Raw genomic sequence first — 19573 nt, forward strand, 5'->3', positions numbered from 1 at the left:
GCGGAGTCGCGTCACGATCGGGGCCGATATCCGTGTTACCTCCGTATGCCCGAACAGGACTCATCAGGGGGAACGATGCAGTACGAACGACGGAACACGCGACGAACAGTGGGGAACGGAACAGGGGAAGGCGGATTCCGCCGGCTGAGCGGCCTCGCGGGGGCGCTCGCGCTCGCCGCAGGGCTGCTGGGGGTGTCGGCGCCGGCCATCGCGGCGCCGGTCGCAGCGGCCTCACCGACCGTGACCTACCCGAACGCGATCTCGAACATCTCGATCGCGAAGGACAGCGGCGGCTCCGGCTCGCTGAGCCAGTGGGAGCAGGTGCGGATCTCGGCCGACTGGGCCGTGCCGAACGGCGCGCAGGCCGGCGAGACGTTCGGCATGGCGCTGCCGCAAGAGTTCAGCCGGTACGGAACGGGCTCCTTCGAGCTCGCGGATCCGTCGACCGGCACCGTGATGGCGACCTGCCAGGCGAGCGACGGCTCCGGCCCGCAGGTCGTGTGCACGCTGACCTCGGCGGTGAACGGCCTCGAGAGCGTCGGCGGCGGCTTCTGGATGCAGGGGGTCGCGACGCAGTCGACCACCAGCGAGACGGTCGAGTTCGAGGTCGGCGGGAAAGTCGAGATCGTCGACCTGCCCGGCGGGGGCGGGATCACGCCCGAGGATCTCACCGAGCCGGATCAGCCCTACAAGTTCGGCGGTGCCACCGCGAAGGAGGGACGCATCGAGTGGGTCATCGGGATTCCGCGCAGCTCGGTCGCCGCGGGGGCGTTCACGGTGAAGGACGCCCTCGATCCGAAGCAGGAGAACCACAGCTACACGGGTGAGGTGCAGCTCAACCAGCGCCCCGTGCAGAACGGTCAGTTCGTGGGCGAGTGGACGCCCGTGGATCCCGCCCGCTACTCGGTGAAGTTCGCGCCCGACAACAAGTCGTTCGAGTTCTCGGCGCAGGGACTGCCCGCGGACGGCTTCAGCTACCGCCTCAACTACTTCACCCAGGCCGACGGGCAGGTGCTCGAGGGCGACGTCTTCGGCAACACCGCGACCGTGCAGGACACGACCACCTCGTCGAAGTTCACCGTCAAGAACGAGGGCGGCGGGACCGCGAGCGGCAAGCAGTTCACCCGTTTCACCATCGTCAAGCGTCTCGACGGGGCGCAGGCGGCCGCCGCGCAGGATCAGGCCTTCAGCGTGAAGTACTCGGTCAAGGGGGCGAACGATGCCCCCAAGACCATGACGCTTCGACCCGGTCAGCCGGTGAAGAGCGACCGTGCTCCCCTCGGATCGACCTTCGTGATCGAGGAGGTCGATCTGCCGAAGATCGACGGTGTCGCCTGGGGGACTCCCGTGCTCACGGGAACCGGGGTGCGGCCGGTCGACGGCGGCGCCTACGAGGTGACTCCGGGGACGACCGCGGGAGTCGAGCTCGTGCTGACGAACCTCGCGAACCCGGTCGTGCCGCCCACACCCACTCCGCCGGTTCCGACGGTGCCGCCCACGACGGTGCCGCCCACCGCCTCGACCCCGCCCGCAACGCCGAAGCTCGCGACCACGGGCGGTGACGCGCTGATCTCGTTCTGGATCGCGGGAGCGGCGGCGGTCGCGCTCGGCCTGGGCGCGACCGGGTTCGCGCTGCGCCGGCGTCTGCGCTCGGAAAAATAGTTCACCGGATCGGGAATGCCGCCGCGGGGGACCCCGTTGCCTTGTATGCATCTGGATAGAAATCTCGGAAGGATCGTCATCCTATGACCACGTACAACGTCGGGTTCCTCGTCGGCAGCATCTCCTCGACCTCGATCAACCGTCGCCTCTCGAAGGCGCTCGTGAAGCTCGCGCCGCAGGCCGATCTGAATCTCACCGAGATCCCGATCGCCGGTCTGCCGTTCTACTCGGCCGACCACGACGCCGCGATCCCGGCCGAGGCCGCGGACTTCAAGCGCCAGATCGAGGCGTCCGACGCGATCATCGTGATCACCCCCGAGTACAACCGTTCGGTGCCCGGTGTGCTGAAGAACGCGCTCGATACGGCGAGCCGCCCCTGGGGACAGAACAGCTTCGCCGGGAAGCCGTCCGCGGTCATCGGCACATCGATCGGTGCGATCGGCACCGCGGTCGCCCAGCAGCACCTGCGCTCGATCCTCTCGTTCCTCGCTTCGCCCGAGCTCGCTCAGCCCGAGGCGTACCTGCACATGACCGAGGGCCTCATCACCGAGGACGGCGAGGTGACCAACGAGTCGACCGCGGACTTCCTGCTCTCGTGGCTGAAGGCGCTGCACACGCACACCGCGAAGACGCTCAGCCCGGTCAGCTGACCGGTCGAGCGCCCACGCGCTCGGTCGTTCGGGCCCGGAACCGCGCGGTTCCGGGCCCGAACGCGTTTTCGGGAGCCCGCATGCGCCTCGGCGGTGCGGGTGCGATCGCGGCGCTCGGCCTGCGGTGAACTCGCGGCGGCCGGGTCTCAGCCGCGGGGAATCGCGTCGTCGCCCTGCCAGCCGGTCGTGACGTCCACCCAGTCCTCGGCGCCGCTCAGGCGCTGCAGCTCGTCGATCGGGATCTCGACCATCGAACTCGGCGTGCCCGCGGCCGGATAGACGCGGTCGAACCGGCGCAGCGAGGCGTCGAGGAAGATCCGCGCGCGATCGTTCGCGGCGAACGGGCAGACGCCGCCGATCGGGTGCCCGGTCAGCTCCGGCACTTCGTCGCCGCGCAGCATGCGGGCCTTGCCGCCGAATCGGCGCTTGAACCGGCCGCCATTGACCTTCGCGTCGCCCGCGGCGACGACGAGCACGGCCCGGCTCGGGTCGGTCGGATCGGTGAACCCCAGCGTCTTCGCGATGCGCGCCGGCTCGGTGCCGAGCTGCTCGGCGGCCAGCTCGACCGTCGCGCTCGAACCGGTCGTCTCGACGATCGCGCCGGTGAAGCCGCGGGCGTCCAGGTGTGCGCGCACGCGTGCGGTATCCATGCTCACCGCTCCCGCACCACGCGGCCCTCGTCCCACACGGCGACGGGGGACTCCACGACCTCGCCGTCCTCCTGGAACACCCAGAAACGATCGAAGTCGCGGGCGAACCAGCGGTCGTGCGTCACCGCGATGACGGTGCCGTCGAACGCGCCGAGCGCCTGCTGCAGCGCCTCGGCCGATTCGAGGTCGAGGTGGTCGGTGGGCTCGTCGAGCAGGAGGAGCGTCGCGCCGCCGAGTTCCAGCAGCAGGATCTGGAACCGCGCCTGCTGGCCGCCCGAGAGCGACTCGAAGGTCTGCTCGGCGGCCTGCGCGAGCTCGTAGCGCGCCAGCGCCCGCGCGGCGGCCTCGCGGTCGCGGCCGGCGCGGTGCTCGTCGCCGCGGTGCAGGATCTCGAGCAGCGTGCGTCCTGCCAGATCGGGGCGGCGCTGGGTCTGTGCGAACCATCCCGGGCGCACGCGTGCGCCGAGGCGGGCGAGCCCCTCGTGGGCGACGGGCTCGATCGGCAGATCACCGACGGGCTCGTGCTCGAGATCGGGATCTGTGCCGCCCGCGGCCAGCAGGCGCAGGAAGTGCGACTTGCCCGAGCCGTTCGCGCCGAGCACCGCGATGCGATCGCCGTACCAGGCCTCGGCGTCGAACGGGAACATGAGATTCGTGAGCTCGAGCTGCTCGCAGACGACCGCGCGCTTGCCGGTGCGTCCGCCCGCGAGCCGCATGTCGAGCCGCTGCTCGCGCGGCTGCTCGTGCGGGGGTCCCGCCGCCTCGAAGCGCGCGAGCCGCGTCTGCGCCGCCCGGTAGCGCGAGGTCATGTCGGAGTTGTACGCGGCCTTCTCCTTGTACATGAGCACGAGCGCCCGGAGCTTGGCGTGATCCTCGTCCCAGCGTTTGCGCAGCTCATCGAGTCGGGCGAATCGGGCTTCGCGCGCCGCGTGGTAGCTCGCGAAGCTGCCCGGATGGATCCAGGCGGTGCTGCCGAGCGCTCCGAGCTCGAGCGTCGCGATCGCGGTGGCCGAACGCGCCAGGAGTTCGCGGTCGTGGCTCACGAACAGCACGCTCTTGTCGGAGGCGCGCAGCTGGTCCTCGAGCCAGCGCTTGCCGGGCACGTCGAGGAAGTTGTCGGGCTCGTCGAGCACGATCAGCTCGTCGGGCCCGCGCAGCAGCGCCTCGAGCACGAGCCGCTTCTGCTCGCCGCCCGAGAGCGTCTCGATCGGTCGCGCCGCGGCCCGATCGTAGGGGATTCCGAGCGCCGCGGTCGTGCAGACGTCCCAGAACACCTCGGCGTCGTAGCCGCCGGCCTCGCCCCAGGCGGCGAGCGCGTTCGCGTAGGTCATCTGCGAGGTCTCGGTGCCCTTCTCGAGCATGTTCCGCTCGGCGCGGTCCACTCGGTCGGCGGCTTCGCGGACGCGCGGGGAGGAGACGCCGAGCAGGAGCTCGCGGACCGAGGAGCCGGTGATGAACTGGCGCATCACGCCGAGGCCGCCGGATCGCGCGACGGCACCCTCGTCGGGTTCGAGTTCGCCCAGGGCGATGCGCAGCAGGGTCGACTTGCCCGCGCCGTTCGCGCCGATGAGCGCGACGCGCTGACCGGCGCCGACGCGCAGCGAGACGTCGTTGAGCAGCGGGCGGCCGTCGGGGAGTCCGTAGCTGATGCCGGAGAGATCGAGATGGGCCATCCGACCACGCTAGCAAGCGGGACGGGATCGCGGATCGTGGATCGCGACAACATCGCACCGGTGGGACGTCGCAGGACGACGAAGCCGGGCGCCTCCCGCGGCCTACTCCTCAGAGAAGGTGAGGACTTCCCGTGATTCGATGCTAGCGTGGGAGATCTTGCGCGTCGGCGTGAGGGGAGGAGCACCGCAATGTCGCACGACCGAGGTCGGGAACCGGATCCGCACGCGGTGCTCGACCTGCACGACGTCACGTTCCGCCGCGAGGGCACCGAGATCCTGCACGGCATCGACCTGCGGGTCGACCCGGGTGAGCGCTGGGCGCTGCTCGGCCCGAACGGGGCGGGCAAGAGCACGATCCTCGGCTTCTGCGGCGCGGTCGAGCACCCGACGAGCGGCACGGTCGACGTGCTGGGGAGGCGGATCGGCCGGGTCGAGCTGCAGGCGCTGCGTCGGGAGATCGGCCACGTGAATCCTCGGCACGCGGTCCGCTCGGCGATCACCGCGCGCGAGGTCGTGCTGACGGGGATCACTGGGACGGTCGAGCGCGTCATGCGGTGGACTCCGGAGCCCGACCAGGTCGAGCGCGCCGACGAGATGCTGGAGCTCGTCGGGCTCGAGAACCGCCGCGAGGTGGTCTGGCCCACGATGTCGCAGGGCGAGCGGGGTCGTGCGCTGATCGCGCGCGCACTCGTGTCGGATCCGCGGCTGCTGCTGCTCGACGAGCCCACCACGGGCCTCGATGTCGCGGCGCGGGAGCAGTTCCTCGAAACGCTCGACGATCTCTCCGAGCACCATCCCGAGCTCACGACGGTGCTCGTCACCCACCACCTCGAGGAGCTCCCGGCATCGACCACTCACGCGGTGGTGATCGCGCACGGGGCGATCGTCTCGGCCGGTGCTGCTGCGGAGGTCGTCACGACGGAGGTCATCTCGCGGGCGTTCGAGCACCCGATCGAGGTGACGCGCGAGGGCGGGCGCTGGGGTGCGCGCGCCAGGCGGCGGGAACGCGCCGCGAGCTGATCGCGGCGGCAGGCGGGGACGCGCGGATCAGTCGGTGCAGCTGCGGTACGCGTAGTCGGCCGAGCCCGGCGTCGTGAGGTCGTGGTCGCGCAGGATCATGGTCGGCGGCCGGTCGGCGCTCGCGCACGCGTCGTCGAAGCCGGCCTCGCCGAGCTCGTCGGTGTATTCGATGTCGAGCACGGCGTCGTAGACCGCGGTGTACGCGCCGCACTCGTCGAACTCCGCGCACGACTCCGTTACCGCGAAGTCGTAGCCGAGCTCGCGCAGGCGCCTCGACTGATCCGCAGTGTTCTTCTGGCCGATGGCGAGACCTGCGTCGTGCGCGATGCGCGCGTACTCGGCCGCGAGTGCGAGGTTGTCGTCCTGCCGCAGGGCGCCCTCCGATCGGGTGTACGAGTCGAGGTTATCGATCTCCACGGCGTCGTAGCCGGCGTCGGCGCAGCCGACGATCCACGCGCCCACGAGGTCCGAGAGCGCCTGACGCTTCGCCGCGGTCGACGTGTCGAAGAGGTACTCGTCGGGCCAGCCCGGGTCGGCGAGCGGGCCGCCGCCGTGCTGCACCAGCAGCTCCGGGTGCTCGGCGGCGAACCGCTGCGACGCATCGGGCTGGGTCTGGAAGCCGTTCACGTAGCAGATGTCGTAGCCCGCGCCGGCGGGCTCCGCCGTGCGGTCGCGGGCGATCGTGGTCGCCCCGGACGGCGGGTCGTAGGGGCCGCCGAGCTGGTAGTCGAATCCCGCCGACGGATCGGGCGGGCGCACCTCATGGGCGGTCGCGGCGCATCCGACCGCGCCCAGCACCGCGGCCGTCGCAACGACCGCGAGTGCGATCCGGGGCGCGCTCGCGAAGCGCCGTCCGAGCATCGGGACTCCTACTGCTCGGCGAGCGCGATGCCGGTCACGGGGCCCGGCAGCACCGCGACCTCGTCGACCGCACCGCTCGCGAGATCGACGGCGCTGATCCGACCCGACAGGTCGGCGACGTACACGACCGCGCGGGCGCGGTCGACGGCGAGTCCGATCGCCTCCTGGAACCCGCGCGCGAGGATCTGCGGGGCTTCACCGTGCTGTCCGACCGCCGGGATCGGTGCCCGGTTCAGCGTGTTTCCGTCGGGTGCTGCGCCGCGATCGGTCCAGTAGAGCATGCCGGCGGCGAGGTCCAGCTCGAGGTCGATGGGCTCGGGCAGGTGATGCCAGAGCGTCTCGATGTCGGTGCGGGAGCCCGCATCCGCGCCGTCGGGGAGTTCGAGTCCCGCACGGAGGATCCGACCGAGCCCGCCCTTCGCCGGGCCCTTCTGCGTCCAGTAGAGGAAGCCGCCGACCGGATCGACGGCGATGCCGACGCAGGGCTCCTCCGCGGCGGACGGACCGGTGCCGTCCGTGCGCACGAGCGCGGTGAGACCCGATCCATCGGCCTCGCAGCGGGAGATGCCACGGCCCTCGCGATCCGACCAGTAGAGGCGGCCGGTGCCCGGATCCCGCGTCAGCTGCTTGCCGGTGGTGAACGCTCCGCGGGCGACGAGCTCCCGCGGGGTTCCGCCCGACAGCGGGACCGCGTGCAGCGAACCGTTGCGCTGCTCGAAGCTCGGCTCGCGACCGGGCGCGGAGTCCGGATCAGGGCGTCCCATGAGCGTCACCGCGACCTCGTCCTGCCCGGGGATCACGACGATGCCGTCCGGGCACTCGTCGGCGAGGTCGGCGATGCTCGTGACCTCGCCCGAGGCCGGATCGACGCGGTGGACGCCGCCCGGCTGCAGCGTCAGAGCGAGCAGCTCGGGAGCCCGTTGCTCGTGCTCCACCGTCTCCGCGACGGCGGCGGTGATGCGATCCCGGCGCGCTGCGCGGGCCGCATAGGTGTCGGCCGAGCCGTAGCTCGCTTCGACGGCTTCGACCAGTCGGGAGAGGTCGGCGGGATCGCCGCTCGGCCGCTCGAGCGCGATGTCGTTCAGGGCGGTGCCGACGTGCTCCATGATGTGGCGGAGCCCGCCGGGTCCGCCACCGAGGTGACTCGCCTCGAACACGCCGATGGACGCCCAGCGCAGGCCGAGCGAGTGCTGCACGATCGTGTCGAAGTCGGCAGGGTCGACGATGCCCTGCTGCACGAGCCACATGGCCTCGTCGAGCACCGCTTTCTGTACCCGGTTGCCGACGAAGCCGGGGATCTCGCGCGCGAGGGCGACGGGGCGCTTGCCGAGCGCCCGGTAGACCTCGACCGCGCGCCGTACGATCTCGGGCCGGGTGGCCGGTGCCGGGACGACCTCGACCAGGGGCATGATCGCCGGCGGGTTGTAGGGGTGCCCGACGACGATCTGCTCGGCCCGCGCATTGCCCTCGGCGAGCAGGGACGGCAGCAGGGAGGAGGTGGAGGAGGAGATCACGGCGTCGTCGTTCGCGGCCGCGGCGATCTCGGCGAGCAGCGAACGCTTGACCTCCAGGCACTCGGGGCCGTTTTCCTGCACGAAGGCGGCGCCGCGCACGGCGTCCGCGATGTCGTGCGCCACGCGGTAGGGCGCGTCCTGCGGCACGGCGTCGGGGGAGACGTCGAAGATGGCGACCTCCCAGCCTGCTCGATGGAACAGCTCGGCCCAGGACAGGCCGATGACTCCGGCTCCGATGATCGCTGCGCGTGCCATGTTCGCTCCTTCTTCAATGGGTCAGTGGGCTCGACCTTCGGGCCCTCCGCCTGCTCGGCGGGGGAGGCCCCGCACCGCGGCGAGCACGGTGTCGCGGCGCAGCCGATCCGGGTCGTCGACGAGGGCGCCCTGCAGCACGCTGCCGACGTGCGCGGCGATGACCACGCGGGTCGCCTCGTCGGCGTCGACGAGCTCGCCGTCGGGGCCGGCCATCCGGACGACGTAGGGGGTCAGGCGCCGGCGCATGTCTTCGGCGTGCTCGTGCAGCGCGTCGGCCACGGCGCCGTCGTGCGGCGCGCGCAGGGCGAAGGCCGCGCGCAGAGAGTACCAGTGGGCGTCGGCCGGCACCGCGGTGAGGAATCGGTCGACCGCGTCCTCGACGCCCTCGTCGACGGGCGCCGGGTCCAGCGTTCCGATGGCGGCCAGCAGCTCCTCCGTCTTCGCTTCGTACAGCGCGAAGAGCAGCTCGTCGATCGACGCGAAGTTCGAGTAGAAGGCGCCGCGGGTGAAGCTCGCCCTGCGGCAGACCTCGTCGATCGCGAGGCGGGTCGTGCCGGTCTCGGCGGTGAGCTCGGCGGCCGCCTCGATGAGGCGCGCTCGGGTGTTCACGCGCCGTCGCAGCTGCTCGCTCATCTTCGCCTCCGTCGCCCTCGCGCACCGTCGGAATCGGTGTCATACTGGGTTCAATACATAATGTACCCGATTTGAGTGGAGTAGGCATCATGAGTTTCGCGCTTCCGTCCGGCATCGCCGACCGTCCCGTCGTCGTGATCGGGGGCGGTACCCTGGGGCGCCGCATCGCCGCGGTGTTCCGCAGCGGCGGCGCGCCCGTCCGGCTCGTCGATCTCTCGCCCGAGCAGCGCTCCGCCGCCGCCGAGTACGTCGAGGCCACGACCGAGGAGCTGCGGGCGAAGCTCGATCCCGCCGCGGTGCGCGCGGTACGCCCGTTCGAGACCTTCGCGACGGCCGAGGACGCCGTGCCCGGAGCCTGGCTCGTGATCGAAGCGGTGCCCGAGCGGCTCGACATCAAGGTGCCGCTGTTCGGCCGGCTCGACCGCATCGCCGATGCTGACGCGCTCCTCGCGACGAACTCCTCTTCGTACGCGTCGAGCGAGCTGCTCGCCGAGGTCGATCACCCGGAGCGCGTGCTCAACATGCACTTCGCGATGCCGCCCGCGAGCATGGCGGTCGAGCTCATGGGCGACGGTGCGACGGCTGACGGAGTGCTGGACCTGCTCGATCGCGAGCTGCGAGTGTTCGGACTGCTGCCGTTCATCGCGCAGCGCGAGAGCGTCGGCTTCATCTTCAACCGCATCTGGGCGGCGATCAAGCGCGGGTCGCTGGCGGTCGTCGCCGAAGGCGTCAGCACCCCGGAGGACGTCGACGGCATCATGCGAGCGAACATGGGCCTGGCCGCCGGGCCGTTCCAACTCATGGATCAGGTCGGCCTCGACGTGGTGCTCGACATCGAGGAGCACTACCTCGCGGCCTATCCCTGGCTGCCGACGGAGTCGCGGGATCTCGTGAAGTCGTACGTCGACGCGGGCAAGCTGGGGCGCAAGAGCGGCGAGGGCTTCTACTCGTACGGAGCGGACGCGGCCTAGCTCGCACCGTTCGGGTCGCGCCGCTCAGACGGCGACGCCGCCCAGGAGATCCGCGAGCGCATCGAGTGCGGGAGACCGCCATCGCTTCGCGTGGTGCACGAAGGAGATCCGCCAGGCCGGGAGCTCGGGATCGACGGCGACGCGCACGACGCCCTCCTCCGCGGGCACGGCCGGCCTGGGGAGCAGTGCCACGCCGAGGCCGGCTCGGACGAACGAGACCGCCATTCCGGCGGTCGTGGTCTCCGTCGAGACGCGCCTCGTGAAACCCGCGGATCGGAACGCCTCGTCGGAATCGCTCCGTTGTCCGAAGCCCGTCGCGAAGTCGACGAACGGTTCGTCCGCGATCTCGGCCAGCGAGACGGAGGCGCGCGAGGCCAGCCGGTGGGAAGCGGCCACGACGAGGTCGACCGGGGCGCCCGGGAGCTGCAGTTCCCGCAGCTCGGGGTGACCCGAAGCGGTCGAGGTGAACGTCGCGTCGAGCCGATCCTCGAGGAGATCGCGCAGCAGCCCCTCCGAACCGGTCGGGGAGGTGAGCAGGCGCAGATCCACCGCCGGATGCTCGTATCGGAACCGGCCGAGCAGCTCCGGAAGGTCGAACGGCAGCTCGGCCGCGAGGATCCCGACGCGCAGCAGGCCGCCGACGGCGCCGGTCGCCGCCCGAACCGCCGCAACCGCCGCTCGTTCGGCCGCCAGCAGTTCCCTTCCGCGAGCGAGCAGCTCCACGCCCGCCGCGGTGAGCTGCGATCGTCGGGTGGTGCGCACGATGAGCGGGGCGCCGAGTTCGCGTTCGAGCGATCGCACTCCCGCCGAGACGGTCGATTGCACGACGTGGAGCTTTTCGGAGGCTCGGGTGAAGCCGCCGAGCTCGGCGACGGCGATGAAGTACTCGAGCTGACGCAGGTCCATATTCATATTATCGGTGATCCCGATAAGAATTATGCAGATTAGTCGTTGGACACGATGAGTGCGCGGCGTCGAGAGTGGAGGCGTTCAACGAAACGGAGTCCCGATGACCGCGCCCCTCGCACTTCCGACCGACCAGAACACCGGATCCCGCCGACACGGGGCCGGGTTCTGGCTCGTCGCGTTCGCCTTCCTCGTCGGAATGGCCTTCTCGACCGTGCCGACCCCGCTGTACCCCCTGTACGCGCAGCGGGATGGGTTCTCGCCGTTCGTCATCACCGTGGTCTTCGCGGTCTACTCGCTCGGTGTGGTCGTCAGCCTCGTGCTCGCCGGGCACATCTCCGACTGGGTCGGCCGCAAGCGGATCATGATCCCCGCGCTCGCCGTCGAAGCGCTCGCCGCGGTGATCTTCCTGCTCTGGCCGGATCTGCCGGGACTGCTGCTCGGCCGCTTCGTCAACGGGCTCGGCGTCGGCATGCTGACCGCGACAGCGACCGCCCATCTGCACGAGCTCCATCGACGGCACCGCCCCGAGAGCGGCCCGGGCAGGTTCGAGGCGGTCTCCACCGCGGCCAACATCGGCGGCCTCGGCATCGGACCCCTCGTCGCAGGGGCGCTCGCGGAGACGGTGCACGCACCGCTCGTCGTGCCCTACGCGGTGTTCCTCGTCCTGCTCCTGCTCGCCATCGCCGCAGTCGCCGCGACCCCCGAAACGGTCGAACTGCGCCCCGTACGTCCCGCCTATCGGCCTCAGCGCCCGGGATCCGCCGGCGCGGGGCGCCCCTTCTGGACGGCGGTCGGTGCGGCGTTCGCGGCCTTCTCGATCTTCGGCGTGTTCACCTCCGTAGCCCCCGGGTTCGTCGCGGGGGAGCTGGGAGAGACGAGCCGACTGCTCGCGGGAGCCGTGGTGTTCGCGGTGTTCGGCGCCGCGGCGATCGCTCAGACGGCGACGGGTCGGCTCGGCGCGAACACACGCCTTCGTCTGGGGATCGCGGGGGAGATGCTCGGACTCGTCGTCCTGGTCGCTGGGATGGCGCTCGGCAGCCTGCCCGGTTTCTTGATCGGCGGAGTCCTCGCGGGCGCCGCGGCCGGGATCCTCTTCAAGACGGCGGTGGGCACCGTCGTCGCCTCCACCCCGGAGGACGGGCGGGGTGCCGCGCTCGCGGGACTGTTCCTCCTGTCCTACGTCGGGCTGATCGTGCCCGCGCTCGCGATCGGACTCGCAGTGACCTTCATGCCCGCGACGATCGCGATGACCGGACTCTCCGCGGTGCTCATCGTGCTCCTGCTCCGGGTCGGTTCGACCGCGCGTGGTTCGGCCGCACCCGTCCGGGCCGCACGCTGTTAGCGTTGGCGCATGGAGCAGAGCGAGTACCGCACGCAGCACGTCGAGGGGCCGCTGACACTGAACGCGATCTTCCTCGTGGCGCGCGTGGGCGACGGCCGCGCAGCGGTGGACACCGTGCGCGCCGTGCTCGCCGGGCTCGAGGACCTCGTCAAGACGGTCGGGTTCCGAGCCCCGCGGGCGCGGCTCTCGTGCACGGTCGGGATCGGTGCCCGCGTCTGGGCCGCGGTGGTCGGCGAGGATCGGCCCGCCGAGCTGCGTCCGTTCCGCGAGATCGCCGGCGCCGTGCACACGGCGGTCGCGACACCGGGCGACCTGCTGTTCCACATCCGGGCGGATCGCGAGGATCTGGCGGTCGAGTTCGCGCGTCTCCTGCTTACGCGGCTCGGCTCGGCCGTCTCAGTCGTCGACGAGGTGTCGGGGTTCCGGTACTTCGACTCGCGGGACCTGCTCGGATTCGTCGACGGCACCGCGAACCCGATCGGGCCGGACCTGCCCGCTTCGGCGCTGGTGGGGGACGAGGATCCCGGCTTCGCCGGAGGCAGCTACGTCGTCGTGCAGAAGTACCTGCACGACCTGGACGCCTGGCAGGGGCTGAGCACCGGAGACCAGGAGGCGATCATCGGGCGGACCAAGTCCGACAACATCGAGCTCGACGACGCGCCGGACGGCGAGCAGCAGGCGCACAAGTCGCTCGCGACAATCGAGGACGAGCACGGCGAGCACGACATCGTTCGGGACAACATGCCGTTCGCACGCCCGGGTGCGGGTGAGTACGGCACCTACTTCATCGGCTACTCGCGGCACCTCTGGGTGATCGAGCGCATGCTGGAGCGCATGTTCGTCGGAGAGCCCGCGGGTAAGCACGACCGGCTGCTGGATTTCTCGACCGCCGCGACGGGCAGCGCGTACTTCGTGCCGACCCCCGAGATGCTGGCCGCGCTCGGCGACTGAGAGGCGCACGGGTCGACGCGATCCGTCCCGCTGGGCGGCTCAAGCGCCGTCCGGATCGGTTCAGCCGCGCGGCGCTCGAGCGCCGGGCCGCCGTTCGAGCCGACGCAGCAGGAGCCGGTAGGCGAGCGCGCACGTGGTCAGTACGAGCGCGCCGGCGAGGACGGGCGTGAACAGGTACTCCCATCCCTCGTGCGTCATCAGGATGGCGATCGGGGTGCCTCCGGCGGGCGGATGCACGACCCGTGCTGCGGCCATCACCGCCATCGCCATGCCGACCGAGAGGCCGAAGCTCCACCATGCAGTCGGCAGCACCGAGTGGATCGCGAGCCCGCAGAGCGCCGAGAGGAAGTGCCCGCCGATCACGTTGATCGGCCGCGAGAGCGGGGCGTCGGGTAGCAGGAACACGAGCACGCACGAGGAGCCGAACGCAGTGATCAGGATCGGGGTGCCCGCGAGGTCCCCGGTCATCCCGAGCACGGCGATCGTCAGCGCCCCGGCGACCGAGGCGCCGGCGATGGTGTGCCAGGGGATCGACGGCTGAGTGGGGCGGATCCGGGACCAGAGCGAAGGGCGGTGGCGCCGGGTTCGGGCGGGTGCGATCGGGAGAGACGCGGTGTCGGTCACGGGATCCTTTGGTCGGTGCGCGGACGGGGTGCGGCCGCTCGCGGCGCCCCCCTCGACTACGCTACGGCCGCAGGATGCCGCGGACCACGAACCAGGGATTGCCGCAATACAACGCCTGGTTGTGCGTACACTGGCGACGTGTACAGTCCCCGCCTGCCCGACCTGCGGGCGCTCGAGCTGCTCGAAGCGATCGCCCGCACCGGATCGATCACGCTCGCGGCGGCCGAGCTCGGCGTCACCCAGCAGGCCGCGTCGCTGCGCCTGCGGCGGCTCGAGCAGCGGGTCGGACGCGAGCTCGTGGTGCGGTCGTCGCGCTCGTCGCGCCTCACGGGGGACGGGTCGGCCATCCTCGGTATCGCGCAGCCGGTGATCGCGGCGGCCGCCGCGATGGACGAGGCGCTGGGACTCCTGCTCGATGTCGAGGAGCGGGTCGCGGTCGCGGCCAGCCTGACGGTCGCCGAGCACTTCCTCCCGCAGTGGATCATGTCCTACGTGCGCAACGGCAACGAGGTCGGCTCCGTGCGAGTGCGCGCGACGAACACGCGCGAGGTCGTGCGCCTGGTGTCGGACGGCGAGGCCGACCTGGGATTCGTCGAGGGCAGCGAGCCGCCGCCCGGGCTGCGTCACGCGTTCCTCGCCGCTGACGAGCTGGCCGTCTATGTGTCGCCCGCGCACGAGTGGGCCCGCGGCCGCCGGGTGAGTCCCTGGACGCTGGCGTCGACCCCGCTCGTCACGCGGGAGGCCGGGTCGGGATGCCGGTCGGTGCTGCTCGCGACGCTGCTCGCGCACGGCGTCGAACGTGAGCGATTCGCGGCCCCGGCGCTTGAACTGCCGAGCAACACCGCGGTGCTCGAGGCGGCCGCGGCGAACGTCGCGCCCGCGGTCATCAGCACCCGGCCGGCGCAGCCCTACCTCGACGACGGCCGGCTGGTGCGGATCGGGGTGGGGCGCATCGCGTTCCACCGGGAGCTGAGCGCGGTCTGGAAAGCGGGACAGGAACCCGCTTCGCGGCCGGCCCGCGAGCTGCTGCGCGCGGCCCGCGAGTCGCGGTCCCGCGCCTGAACCGGGTCGGCTCTGCGTCGTCCCGAATCTTCTGCATATCCCTGGAAAGCCGCGCCTCCAGGGATTTTTTGTGCGCATGATGCGGTTCTCGCGTGCTCGGAAGCGGCGTGGGCTGGAGAGGGAAAACGTGTGTGCTAGGTTGATCTGACGTAGGTAAGGGTCGCCTAATATTGGCGCCGACCTGCGCGCCGGCCACGCCGGCCGGCGCCCGCGCACCGCACCCGAACAAGGAGCCTCACCATGTCCGTGCCCCGTCTGCTCGCCGTCTCGACCCTGGGCGTCGCCGCCGTTCTCGCGATCACCGGATGCTCCGGCGCGAAACCCGCCGCCGAGGCCGAGAAGCCCGCGGCCCAGAGCGTGACGGTCGAGGACAACACCGGCAAGCACACCGTCCAGACCCCGCCGAAGTCGGTCGTCGCGACCGACAACCGCACCTTCCAGACGCTGAGCGACTGGGGCGTCGAACTCTCGGCCGCCGCCGTTTCGCTGATGCCCGACACGGTGTCGTACAAGACGCAGAAGGGCCTCGTCGATCTCGGCACCCACCGCGAACCGAACCTCGAGCTGCTGGTCGCCGCGAAGCCCGATCTGATCATCAACGGGCAGCGCTACCAGAGCTTCCACGACGAGATCGTGAAGCTCGCGCCCGACGCCACCGTGCTGGAGCTCGACCCGCGCGACGGCGAGCCCTTCGACAGCGAGCTGAAGCGCCAGGTCACCGTGCTCGGCGAGGTGTTCGGCAAGCAGGCCGAGGCGAAGCAGCTCGTCGCCGACTTCGACAAGGCGGCCGATCGTGCCAAGAAGGCCTACAAGAGCTCCGACACGGTGCTCGCGGTGAACACCTCGGGCGGTGCCATCGGCAACATCGCGCCCACCGTGGGCCGCACGCTCGGCCCCGTCTACGACCTGATCGGTCTGACCCCGGCGCTCAAGGTGGACAAGTCCTCCGAGGGGCACAAGGGCGATGAGATCTCGGTCGAGGCGATCGCCTCCGCGAACCCCGACTGGATCCTCGTCATGGATCGCGATTCGTCGTTCGACAAGGCCGAGCGCGGTGCGGACTACAAGCCGGCGGCCGAGATCCTCGAGAAGAACGATGCGCTCAAGAACGTGAAGGCCGTCGCCAACCAGCACATCGTCTACATGCCCACCGACACCTACCTGAACGAGGGCATCCAGACCTACACCGAGTTCCTGAACGACTTCGCCGATGCCCTGGAGAAGTCGAAGGCCTGATCGAGATCGGGACGGGCGGGCCGCGACTCCCGGAGTCGCGGCCCGCCCCATCCGCACCATGACCACCACCACCGCCCAGACGTCCGCCCGCTCGCGCGGACGCCTGATCGACCCCGCCCTCGCGATCGGCGTGCTCGTCGTCGCGGGGCTGCTCGTCCTGTCGCTCTTCACCGGGGTGTACGACATCGCGGGCGGCGCGGACGGCGCCGAGATGTTCGCGATCACGCGGGTCCCGCGCACCGCGGCGCTCATGCTCGCCGGCGCCGCCATGGCGATGTCGGGGCTCGTGATGCAGCTGCTCACCCAGAACCGCTTCGTCGAGCCCACGACCACCGGCACCACCGAGTGGGCCGGACTCGGGCTGCTCCTCACCATGATCGTCGCGCCGCAGGCGCCCATCGCCGTGCGCATGCTCGTCGCGGTCGTCGCCGCCTTCGCGGGCACGATGGTGTTCTTCCTCTTCCTGCGACGGGTCTCGCTGCGGTCCTCGCTCATCGTGCCGATCGTCGGCATCATGCTCGGCGCCGTCGTCGGCGCAGTCACGACCTTCATCGCGCTGCAGACCGACACCCTGCAGAACCTCGGCGTCTGGTTCGCCGGCAGCTTCACCACGGTGCTGCGGGGGCAGTACGAACTGCTCTGGATCGTCGCGATCGTCGCCGTCGCCGTCTTCATCGCCGCGGACCGCTTCACGGTCGCGGGCCTGGGGCAGGAGGTCGCGACCGGCATCGGCGTCGACTACCAGCGCGTGATGCTCCTCGGCACGGTGCTCATCGCGGTCGCCACGGGCGTGGTGACCGTGGTCGTGGGCAACCTGCCCTTCCTCGGACTCATCGTGCCGAACCTCGTGTCGCTGATCCGCGGCGACGACCTGCGCAGCAACCTGCCGTGGGTGTGCCTCACGGGCATCGGGATCGTCACGGCGTGCGACCTCATCGGGCGCACGATCATCATGCCCTTCGAGGTCCCGGTATCGCTGATCCTCGGGGTCGTCGGCGCGGTCGCCTTCGTGCTGCTGCTCGTCGGACGGAGGCGCCGTGCTTGAGTCCGCGCAGCGCCGGACCCCGCTCCGCGGCGGCGCACGACGGCTGCCGGGAACCGCCCCGCGCAGTTCGGGCCCGTTCGCCGGGCACGGATCCTCCCGGCGCACCGTCGTGGTGATCTCGGCGCTCCTGCTGCTCTCGGGACTCATCGTCTTCGGGCTGCTCGCCCACGGCAACCCGATGCCGCCGGGCAGCGAGGGCTTCTGGCTCATCGCCGAGCGGCGGCAGCAGAGCGTGCTCGTGATCGCGGTCGTCGCCGTCGCGCAGGCCACCGCCACCGTCGCGTTCCAGACCGTCGCGAACAACCGGATCATCACCCCGTCGATCATGGGCTTCGACGCGCTCTACACCGCGGTGCACACCACCTCGGTATACCTCTTCGGCATCGCCGGGATCGCGCTCCTCGCCGGTCCCGTGCAGTTCCTGCTGCAGATCGGGCTCATGGTCGGGCTCGCCGTGCTGCTCTACGGCTGGCTGCTCAGCGGCAAGCGGGGCAATCTGCAGATCATGCTGCTCGTCGGCATCGTGATCGGCGGGGGACTCGGGGCCGTCTCCACCTTCATGCAGCGCATGCTCACGCCGAGCGAGTTCGACGTGCTCGCGGCACGGCTCTTCGGGAGCATCTCGAACGCCTCGGCCGACAGTCTGCCCTACGCGATCCCGCTGGTCGTGATCTCGACGGCGGTGCTCTGGAGCGGGTCGCGCCGCCTCAACGTGATGGCGATGGGGCGGGACGTCGCGAACAGCCTCGGCCTGCAGCACCGGCGGGAGCTGATGCGCACGCTGTTCTTCGTCGCGATCCTGATCGCGACCTCGACCGCCCTCGTCGGGCCGATGGTGTTCCTCGGCTTCCTCGTCGCGGCGCTGGCCTACCAGCTCGCCGACACCTACGACCACCGGGTCGTGCTCCCGATCGCGGCGCTCACCGCCTTCGTCGTGCTCGGCGGCGCCTACTTCATCATGAAGCACGTCTTCAGCGCGCAGGGCGTCGTGTCGATCATCATCGAGGTCGTCGGCGGCACGCTCTTCCTGATCGTCATCCTGAGAAAGGGACGCCTGTGACCCGCAAGACTCCGGCCGTGCTCGTGAGGGGCGTCCGCAAGCAGTACTCGGACGAGGTCGCGATCGGTCCGCTCGACCTCAGCGTCCCGGGGGGAGGGATCACCGCGCTCGTCGGGCCGAACGGCGCCGGCAAGTCGACCCTGCTCACCATGATGGGGCGGCTGCTCGGGATGGACGACGGGACGATCGAGGTGGCCGGGTTCGACGTCGCGCGGACGAAGTCCAGGGATCTCGCGAAGGTCGTCTCCGTGCTGCGGCAGGAGAACCACTTCGTGACCCGCCTGACGGTGCGGCAGCTGGTCGGGTTCGGACGCTTCCCGCACTCGCGGGGCCGGCTCACGACCGCCGATGAGGAGATCGTGAGCCGGGCGATCGACTTCCTCGAGCTCGGCGAGCTCGAGGGCCGATACCTCGACGAGCTCTCGGGAGGGCAGCGGCAGCGCGCGTACGTCGCGATGGTGCTCGCGCAGGACACCGAGGTGGTGCTGCTCGACGAGCCGCTCAACAACCTCGACATGAAGCACTCGGTGCAGATGATGAAGCACCTGCACCGCGCGGCGGAGGAGCTGGGGCGGACGATCGTGATCGTGCTGCACGACATCAACTTCGCCGGCCACTACGCCGACCGGATCTGCGCGATGAAGAACGGCGCGGTGATCGAGTTCGGGACGCCTGCGGAGATCATGACCGACGAAGTGCTGAGCCGAGTGTTCGACACCGAGGTGCGCGTGATCGAGGGCCCGGCGGGGCCGCTCGCCGTCTACTACTGAGTGTCCTGGGGCGCTGCGCAATTACCGGAACTGGATCGCGAATCGGTAGCATGGGCCTCCCATGCGAGCTCCCACCGCGCGATCCGATCGGATGAACCCGCGCAGGATGCTGCCGATCGCGGCGATCTCCGCGATCATCGGCACGCTGGTGTGGCTGCTCTGGGCGCTGCCGATCAGCGGCTCAGTCCGCGACGCGCACCCGCAGGTGCTGGGCGAGCCCATCGCGGTGACGCTCGAATCGGGGGAGCGCGCCGGGATCTGGACCGACAGCGCAGCCGCTGCGCTCGAGACCCTCGAGTGCACGGCGATCGACGAGCGCGGGGGTGAGATCGGCCTGCGCCGTGCGCCGGCGCTCTCGTGGGACGACGCCCTCTGGTGGGCGACGCCGCGCAGCGGATTCGAGCAGGTGCGTGCGTTCACCGCTCCGAGTGCGGGTGCGGTCGAGGTACGTTGCGTCGACCGGATGGGCGTGTACGGCGGCGGCTTCCTGATCGCCGGGGACAGCTTCGGATCCGGATCGATCGGTCTCGGGCGCACCGGCGGGAACGACTTCGCGGTGGGCACCATCCTGGTCTTCTGCGCGGTGGTCTGCCCGTTGCTCGCGGCGTTCCTGCTCGTGCTGTCGGTGATCGGCGCAGTGACGCGGCGGGCCGGGCGCTGACGCCCGGCCCGCCGAGACTGATCC

Annotated in this window: 19 protein-coding genes; 12 read left to right on the forward strand and 7 right to left on the reverse strand. The window is 70.7% G+C overall.

Annotation, left to right across the window (positions count from 1 at the left end; all coding sequences use genetic code 11):
- Nucleotides 1-108 precede the first annotated feature (108 nt).
- Nucleotides 109-1662 (forward strand): Ig-like domain-containing protein, encoded by a 1554-nt coding sequence (locus BMH31_RS03555; protein WP_099724410.1) that lies wholly within the window; start codon nt 109-111, stop codon nt 1660-1662.
- Nucleotides 1663-1745: 83 nt separating this feature from the next.
- Complete coding sequence (locus tag BMH31_RS03560; protein ID WP_099724409.1) at nt 1746-2312, forward strand: NADPH-dependent FMN reductase; 567 nt, start codon at nt 1746-1748, stop codon at nt 2310-2312.
- Between the two features lie 146 nt (nt 2313-2458).
- Here the strand turns inward: BMH31_RS03560 and BMH31_RS03565 are convergent, their stop codons facing one another.
- Nucleotides 2459-2962, reverse strand: a complete 504-nt coding sequence (locus BMH31_RS03565; RefSeq protein ID WP_099724408.1) for a YbaK/EbsC family protein — start codon at nt 2960-2962, stop codon at nt 2459-2461.
- Between the two features lie 2 nt (nt 2963-2964).
- Nucleotides 2965-4635: an ATP-binding cassette domain-containing protein gene (locus BMH31_RS03570; RefSeq protein WP_099724407.1), complete on the reverse strand. Its 1671-nt coding sequence runs from the start codon at nt 4633-4635 to the stop codon at nt 2965-2967.
- Between the two features lie 189 nt (nt 4636-4824).
- Between BMH31_RS03570 and BMH31_RS03575 the strand changes: the two genes are divergently transcribed.
- A complete protein-coding gene (locus BMH31_RS03575; protein ID WP_099724406.1) occupies nt 4825-5655 on the forward strand; it encodes an ATP-binding cassette domain-containing protein in 831 nt (276 codons plus the stop codon).
- A gap of 27 nt (nt 5656-5682) precedes the next feature.
- On the opposite strand, the gene BMH31_RS03580 is transcribed toward BMH31_RS03575, so the two are convergent.
- Genes BMH31_RS03580 through BMH31_RS15305 form a run of 3 tightly spaced genes read right to left on the reverse strand, consistent with a single transcriptional unit; the run spans nt 5683 to nt 8918 of the window.
- Nucleotides 5683-6516, reverse strand: coding sequence for an endo alpha-1,4 polygalactosaminidase (locus BMH31_RS03580; protein WP_099724405.1), 834 nt, complete (start codon nt 6514-6516; stop codon nt 5683-5685).
- Between the two features lie 8 nt (nt 6517-6524).
- Complete coding sequence (locus BMH31_RS15680; protein ID WP_241898112.1) at nt 6525-8285, reverse strand: 3-hydroxyacyl-CoA dehydrogenase NAD-binding domain-containing protein; 1761 nt, start codon at nt 8283-8285, stop codon at nt 6525-6527.
- 21 nt (nt 8286-8306) lie between these two features.
- Nucleotides 8307-8918: a TetR/AcrR family transcriptional regulator gene (locus BMH31_RS15305; RefSeq protein WP_143469786.1), complete on the reverse strand. Its 612-nt coding sequence runs from the start codon at nt 8916-8918 to the stop codon at nt 8307-8309.
- Between the two features lie 89 nt (nt 8919-9007).
- On the opposite strand from BMH31_RS15305, the gene BMH31_RS03600 reads away from it, so the two are divergent.
- Nucleotides 9008-9889 (forward strand): 3-hydroxyacyl-CoA dehydrogenase family protein, encoded by an 882-nt coding sequence (locus BMH31_RS03600; RefSeq protein WP_099724404.1) that lies wholly within the window; start codon nt 9008-9010, stop codon nt 9887-9889.
- A gap of 24 nt (nt 9890-9913) precedes the next feature.
- Here BMH31_RS03600 and BMH31_RS03605 read toward each other — a convergent pair whose 3' ends face one another.
- Complete coding sequence (locus tag BMH31_RS03605) at nt 9914-10795, reverse strand: LysR family transcriptional regulator (RefSeq protein WP_158234941.1); 882 nt, start codon at nt 10793-10795, stop codon at nt 9914-9916.
- Nucleotides 10796-10898: 103 nt separating this feature from the next.
- On the opposite strand from BMH31_RS03605, the gene BMH31_RS03610 reads away from it, so the two are divergent.
- Nucleotides 10899-12140, forward strand: a complete 1242-nt coding sequence (locus BMH31_RS03610) for an MFS transporter (RefSeq protein WP_099724402.1) — start codon at nt 10899-10901, stop codon at nt 12138-12140.
- Between the two features lie 9 nt (nt 12141-12149).
- Nucleotides 12150-13091 carry a Dyp-type peroxidase gene (locus BMH31_RS03615; RefSeq protein WP_099724401.1) on the forward strand — a complete coding sequence of 314 codons (942 nt, stop codon included), beginning with the start codon at nt 12150-12152 and terminating at the stop codon, nt 13089-13091.
- Nucleotides 13092-13151: 60 nt separating this feature from the next.
- On the opposite strand, the gene BMH31_RS03620 is transcribed toward BMH31_RS03615, so the two are convergent.
- Complete coding sequence (locus BMH31_RS03620; RefSeq protein ID WP_241898113.1) at nt 13152-13715, reverse strand: HPP family protein; 564 nt, start codon at nt 13713-13715, stop codon at nt 13152-13154.
- Nucleotides 13716-13853: 138 nt separating this feature from the next.
- Here BMH31_RS03620 and BMH31_RS03625 point away from each other — a divergent pair, with 138 nt between their 5' ends.
- The 6 genes from BMH31_RS03625 to BMH31_RS03650 all read left to right on the forward strand — a co-directional run bounded on the left by BMH31_RS03625 (nt 13854) and on the right by BMH31_RS03650 (nt 19549).
- The gene (locus BMH31_RS03625) at nt 13854-14777 is read left to right on the forward strand and encodes a LysR family transcriptional regulator (protein WP_099724400.1); all 924 of its coding nucleotides are present in this window, start codon (nt 13854-13856) and stop codon (nt 14775-14777) included.
- Between the two features lie 240 nt (nt 14778-15017).
- The gene (locus tag BMH31_RS03630; RefSeq protein ID WP_099724399.1) at nt 15018-16013 is read left to right on the forward strand and encodes an ABC transporter substrate-binding protein; all 996 of its coding nucleotides are present in this window, start codon (nt 15018-15020) and stop codon (nt 16011-16013) included.
- A 58-nt stretch (nt 16014-16071) separates the two neighbouring features.
- The gene (locus BMH31_RS03635) at nt 16072-17058 is read left to right on the forward strand and encodes an iron chelate uptake ABC transporter family permease subunit (protein WP_099724398.1); all 987 of its coding nucleotides are present in this window, start codon (nt 16072-16074) and stop codon (nt 17056-17058) included.
- Nucleotides 17051-18118, forward strand: a complete 1068-nt coding sequence (locus tag BMH31_RS03640; RefSeq protein WP_241898114.1) for an iron chelate uptake ABC transporter family permease subunit — start codon at nt 17051-17053, stop codon at nt 18116-18118. Before BMH31_RS03635 ends, BMH31_RS03640 begins: the two co-directional genes overlap by 8 nt.
- Nucleotides 18115-18888 carry an ATP-binding cassette domain-containing protein gene (locus tag BMH31_RS03645; protein WP_241898115.1) on the forward strand — a complete coding sequence of 258 codons (774 nt, stop codon included), beginning with the start codon at nt 18115-18117 and terminating at the stop codon, nt 18886-18888. The genes BMH31_RS03640 and BMH31_RS03645 overlap by 4 nt, the downstream gene beginning before the upstream one ends.
- A 61-nt stretch (nt 18889-18949) precedes the next feature.
- Nucleotides 18950-19549 carry a hypothetical protein gene (locus BMH31_RS03650; protein ID WP_143469787.1) on the forward strand — a complete coding sequence of 200 codons (600 nt, stop codon included), beginning with the start codon at nt 18950-18952 and terminating at the stop codon, nt 19547-19549.
- Nucleotides 19550-19573 lie beyond the last annotated feature (24 nt).

Source organism: Leucobacter sp. OLIS6 (genome assembly GCF_002752355.1).
In the GTDB taxonomy this organism is placed as follows: domain Bacteria; phylum Actinomycetota; class Actinomycetes; order Actinomycetales; family Microbacteriaceae; genus Leucobacter.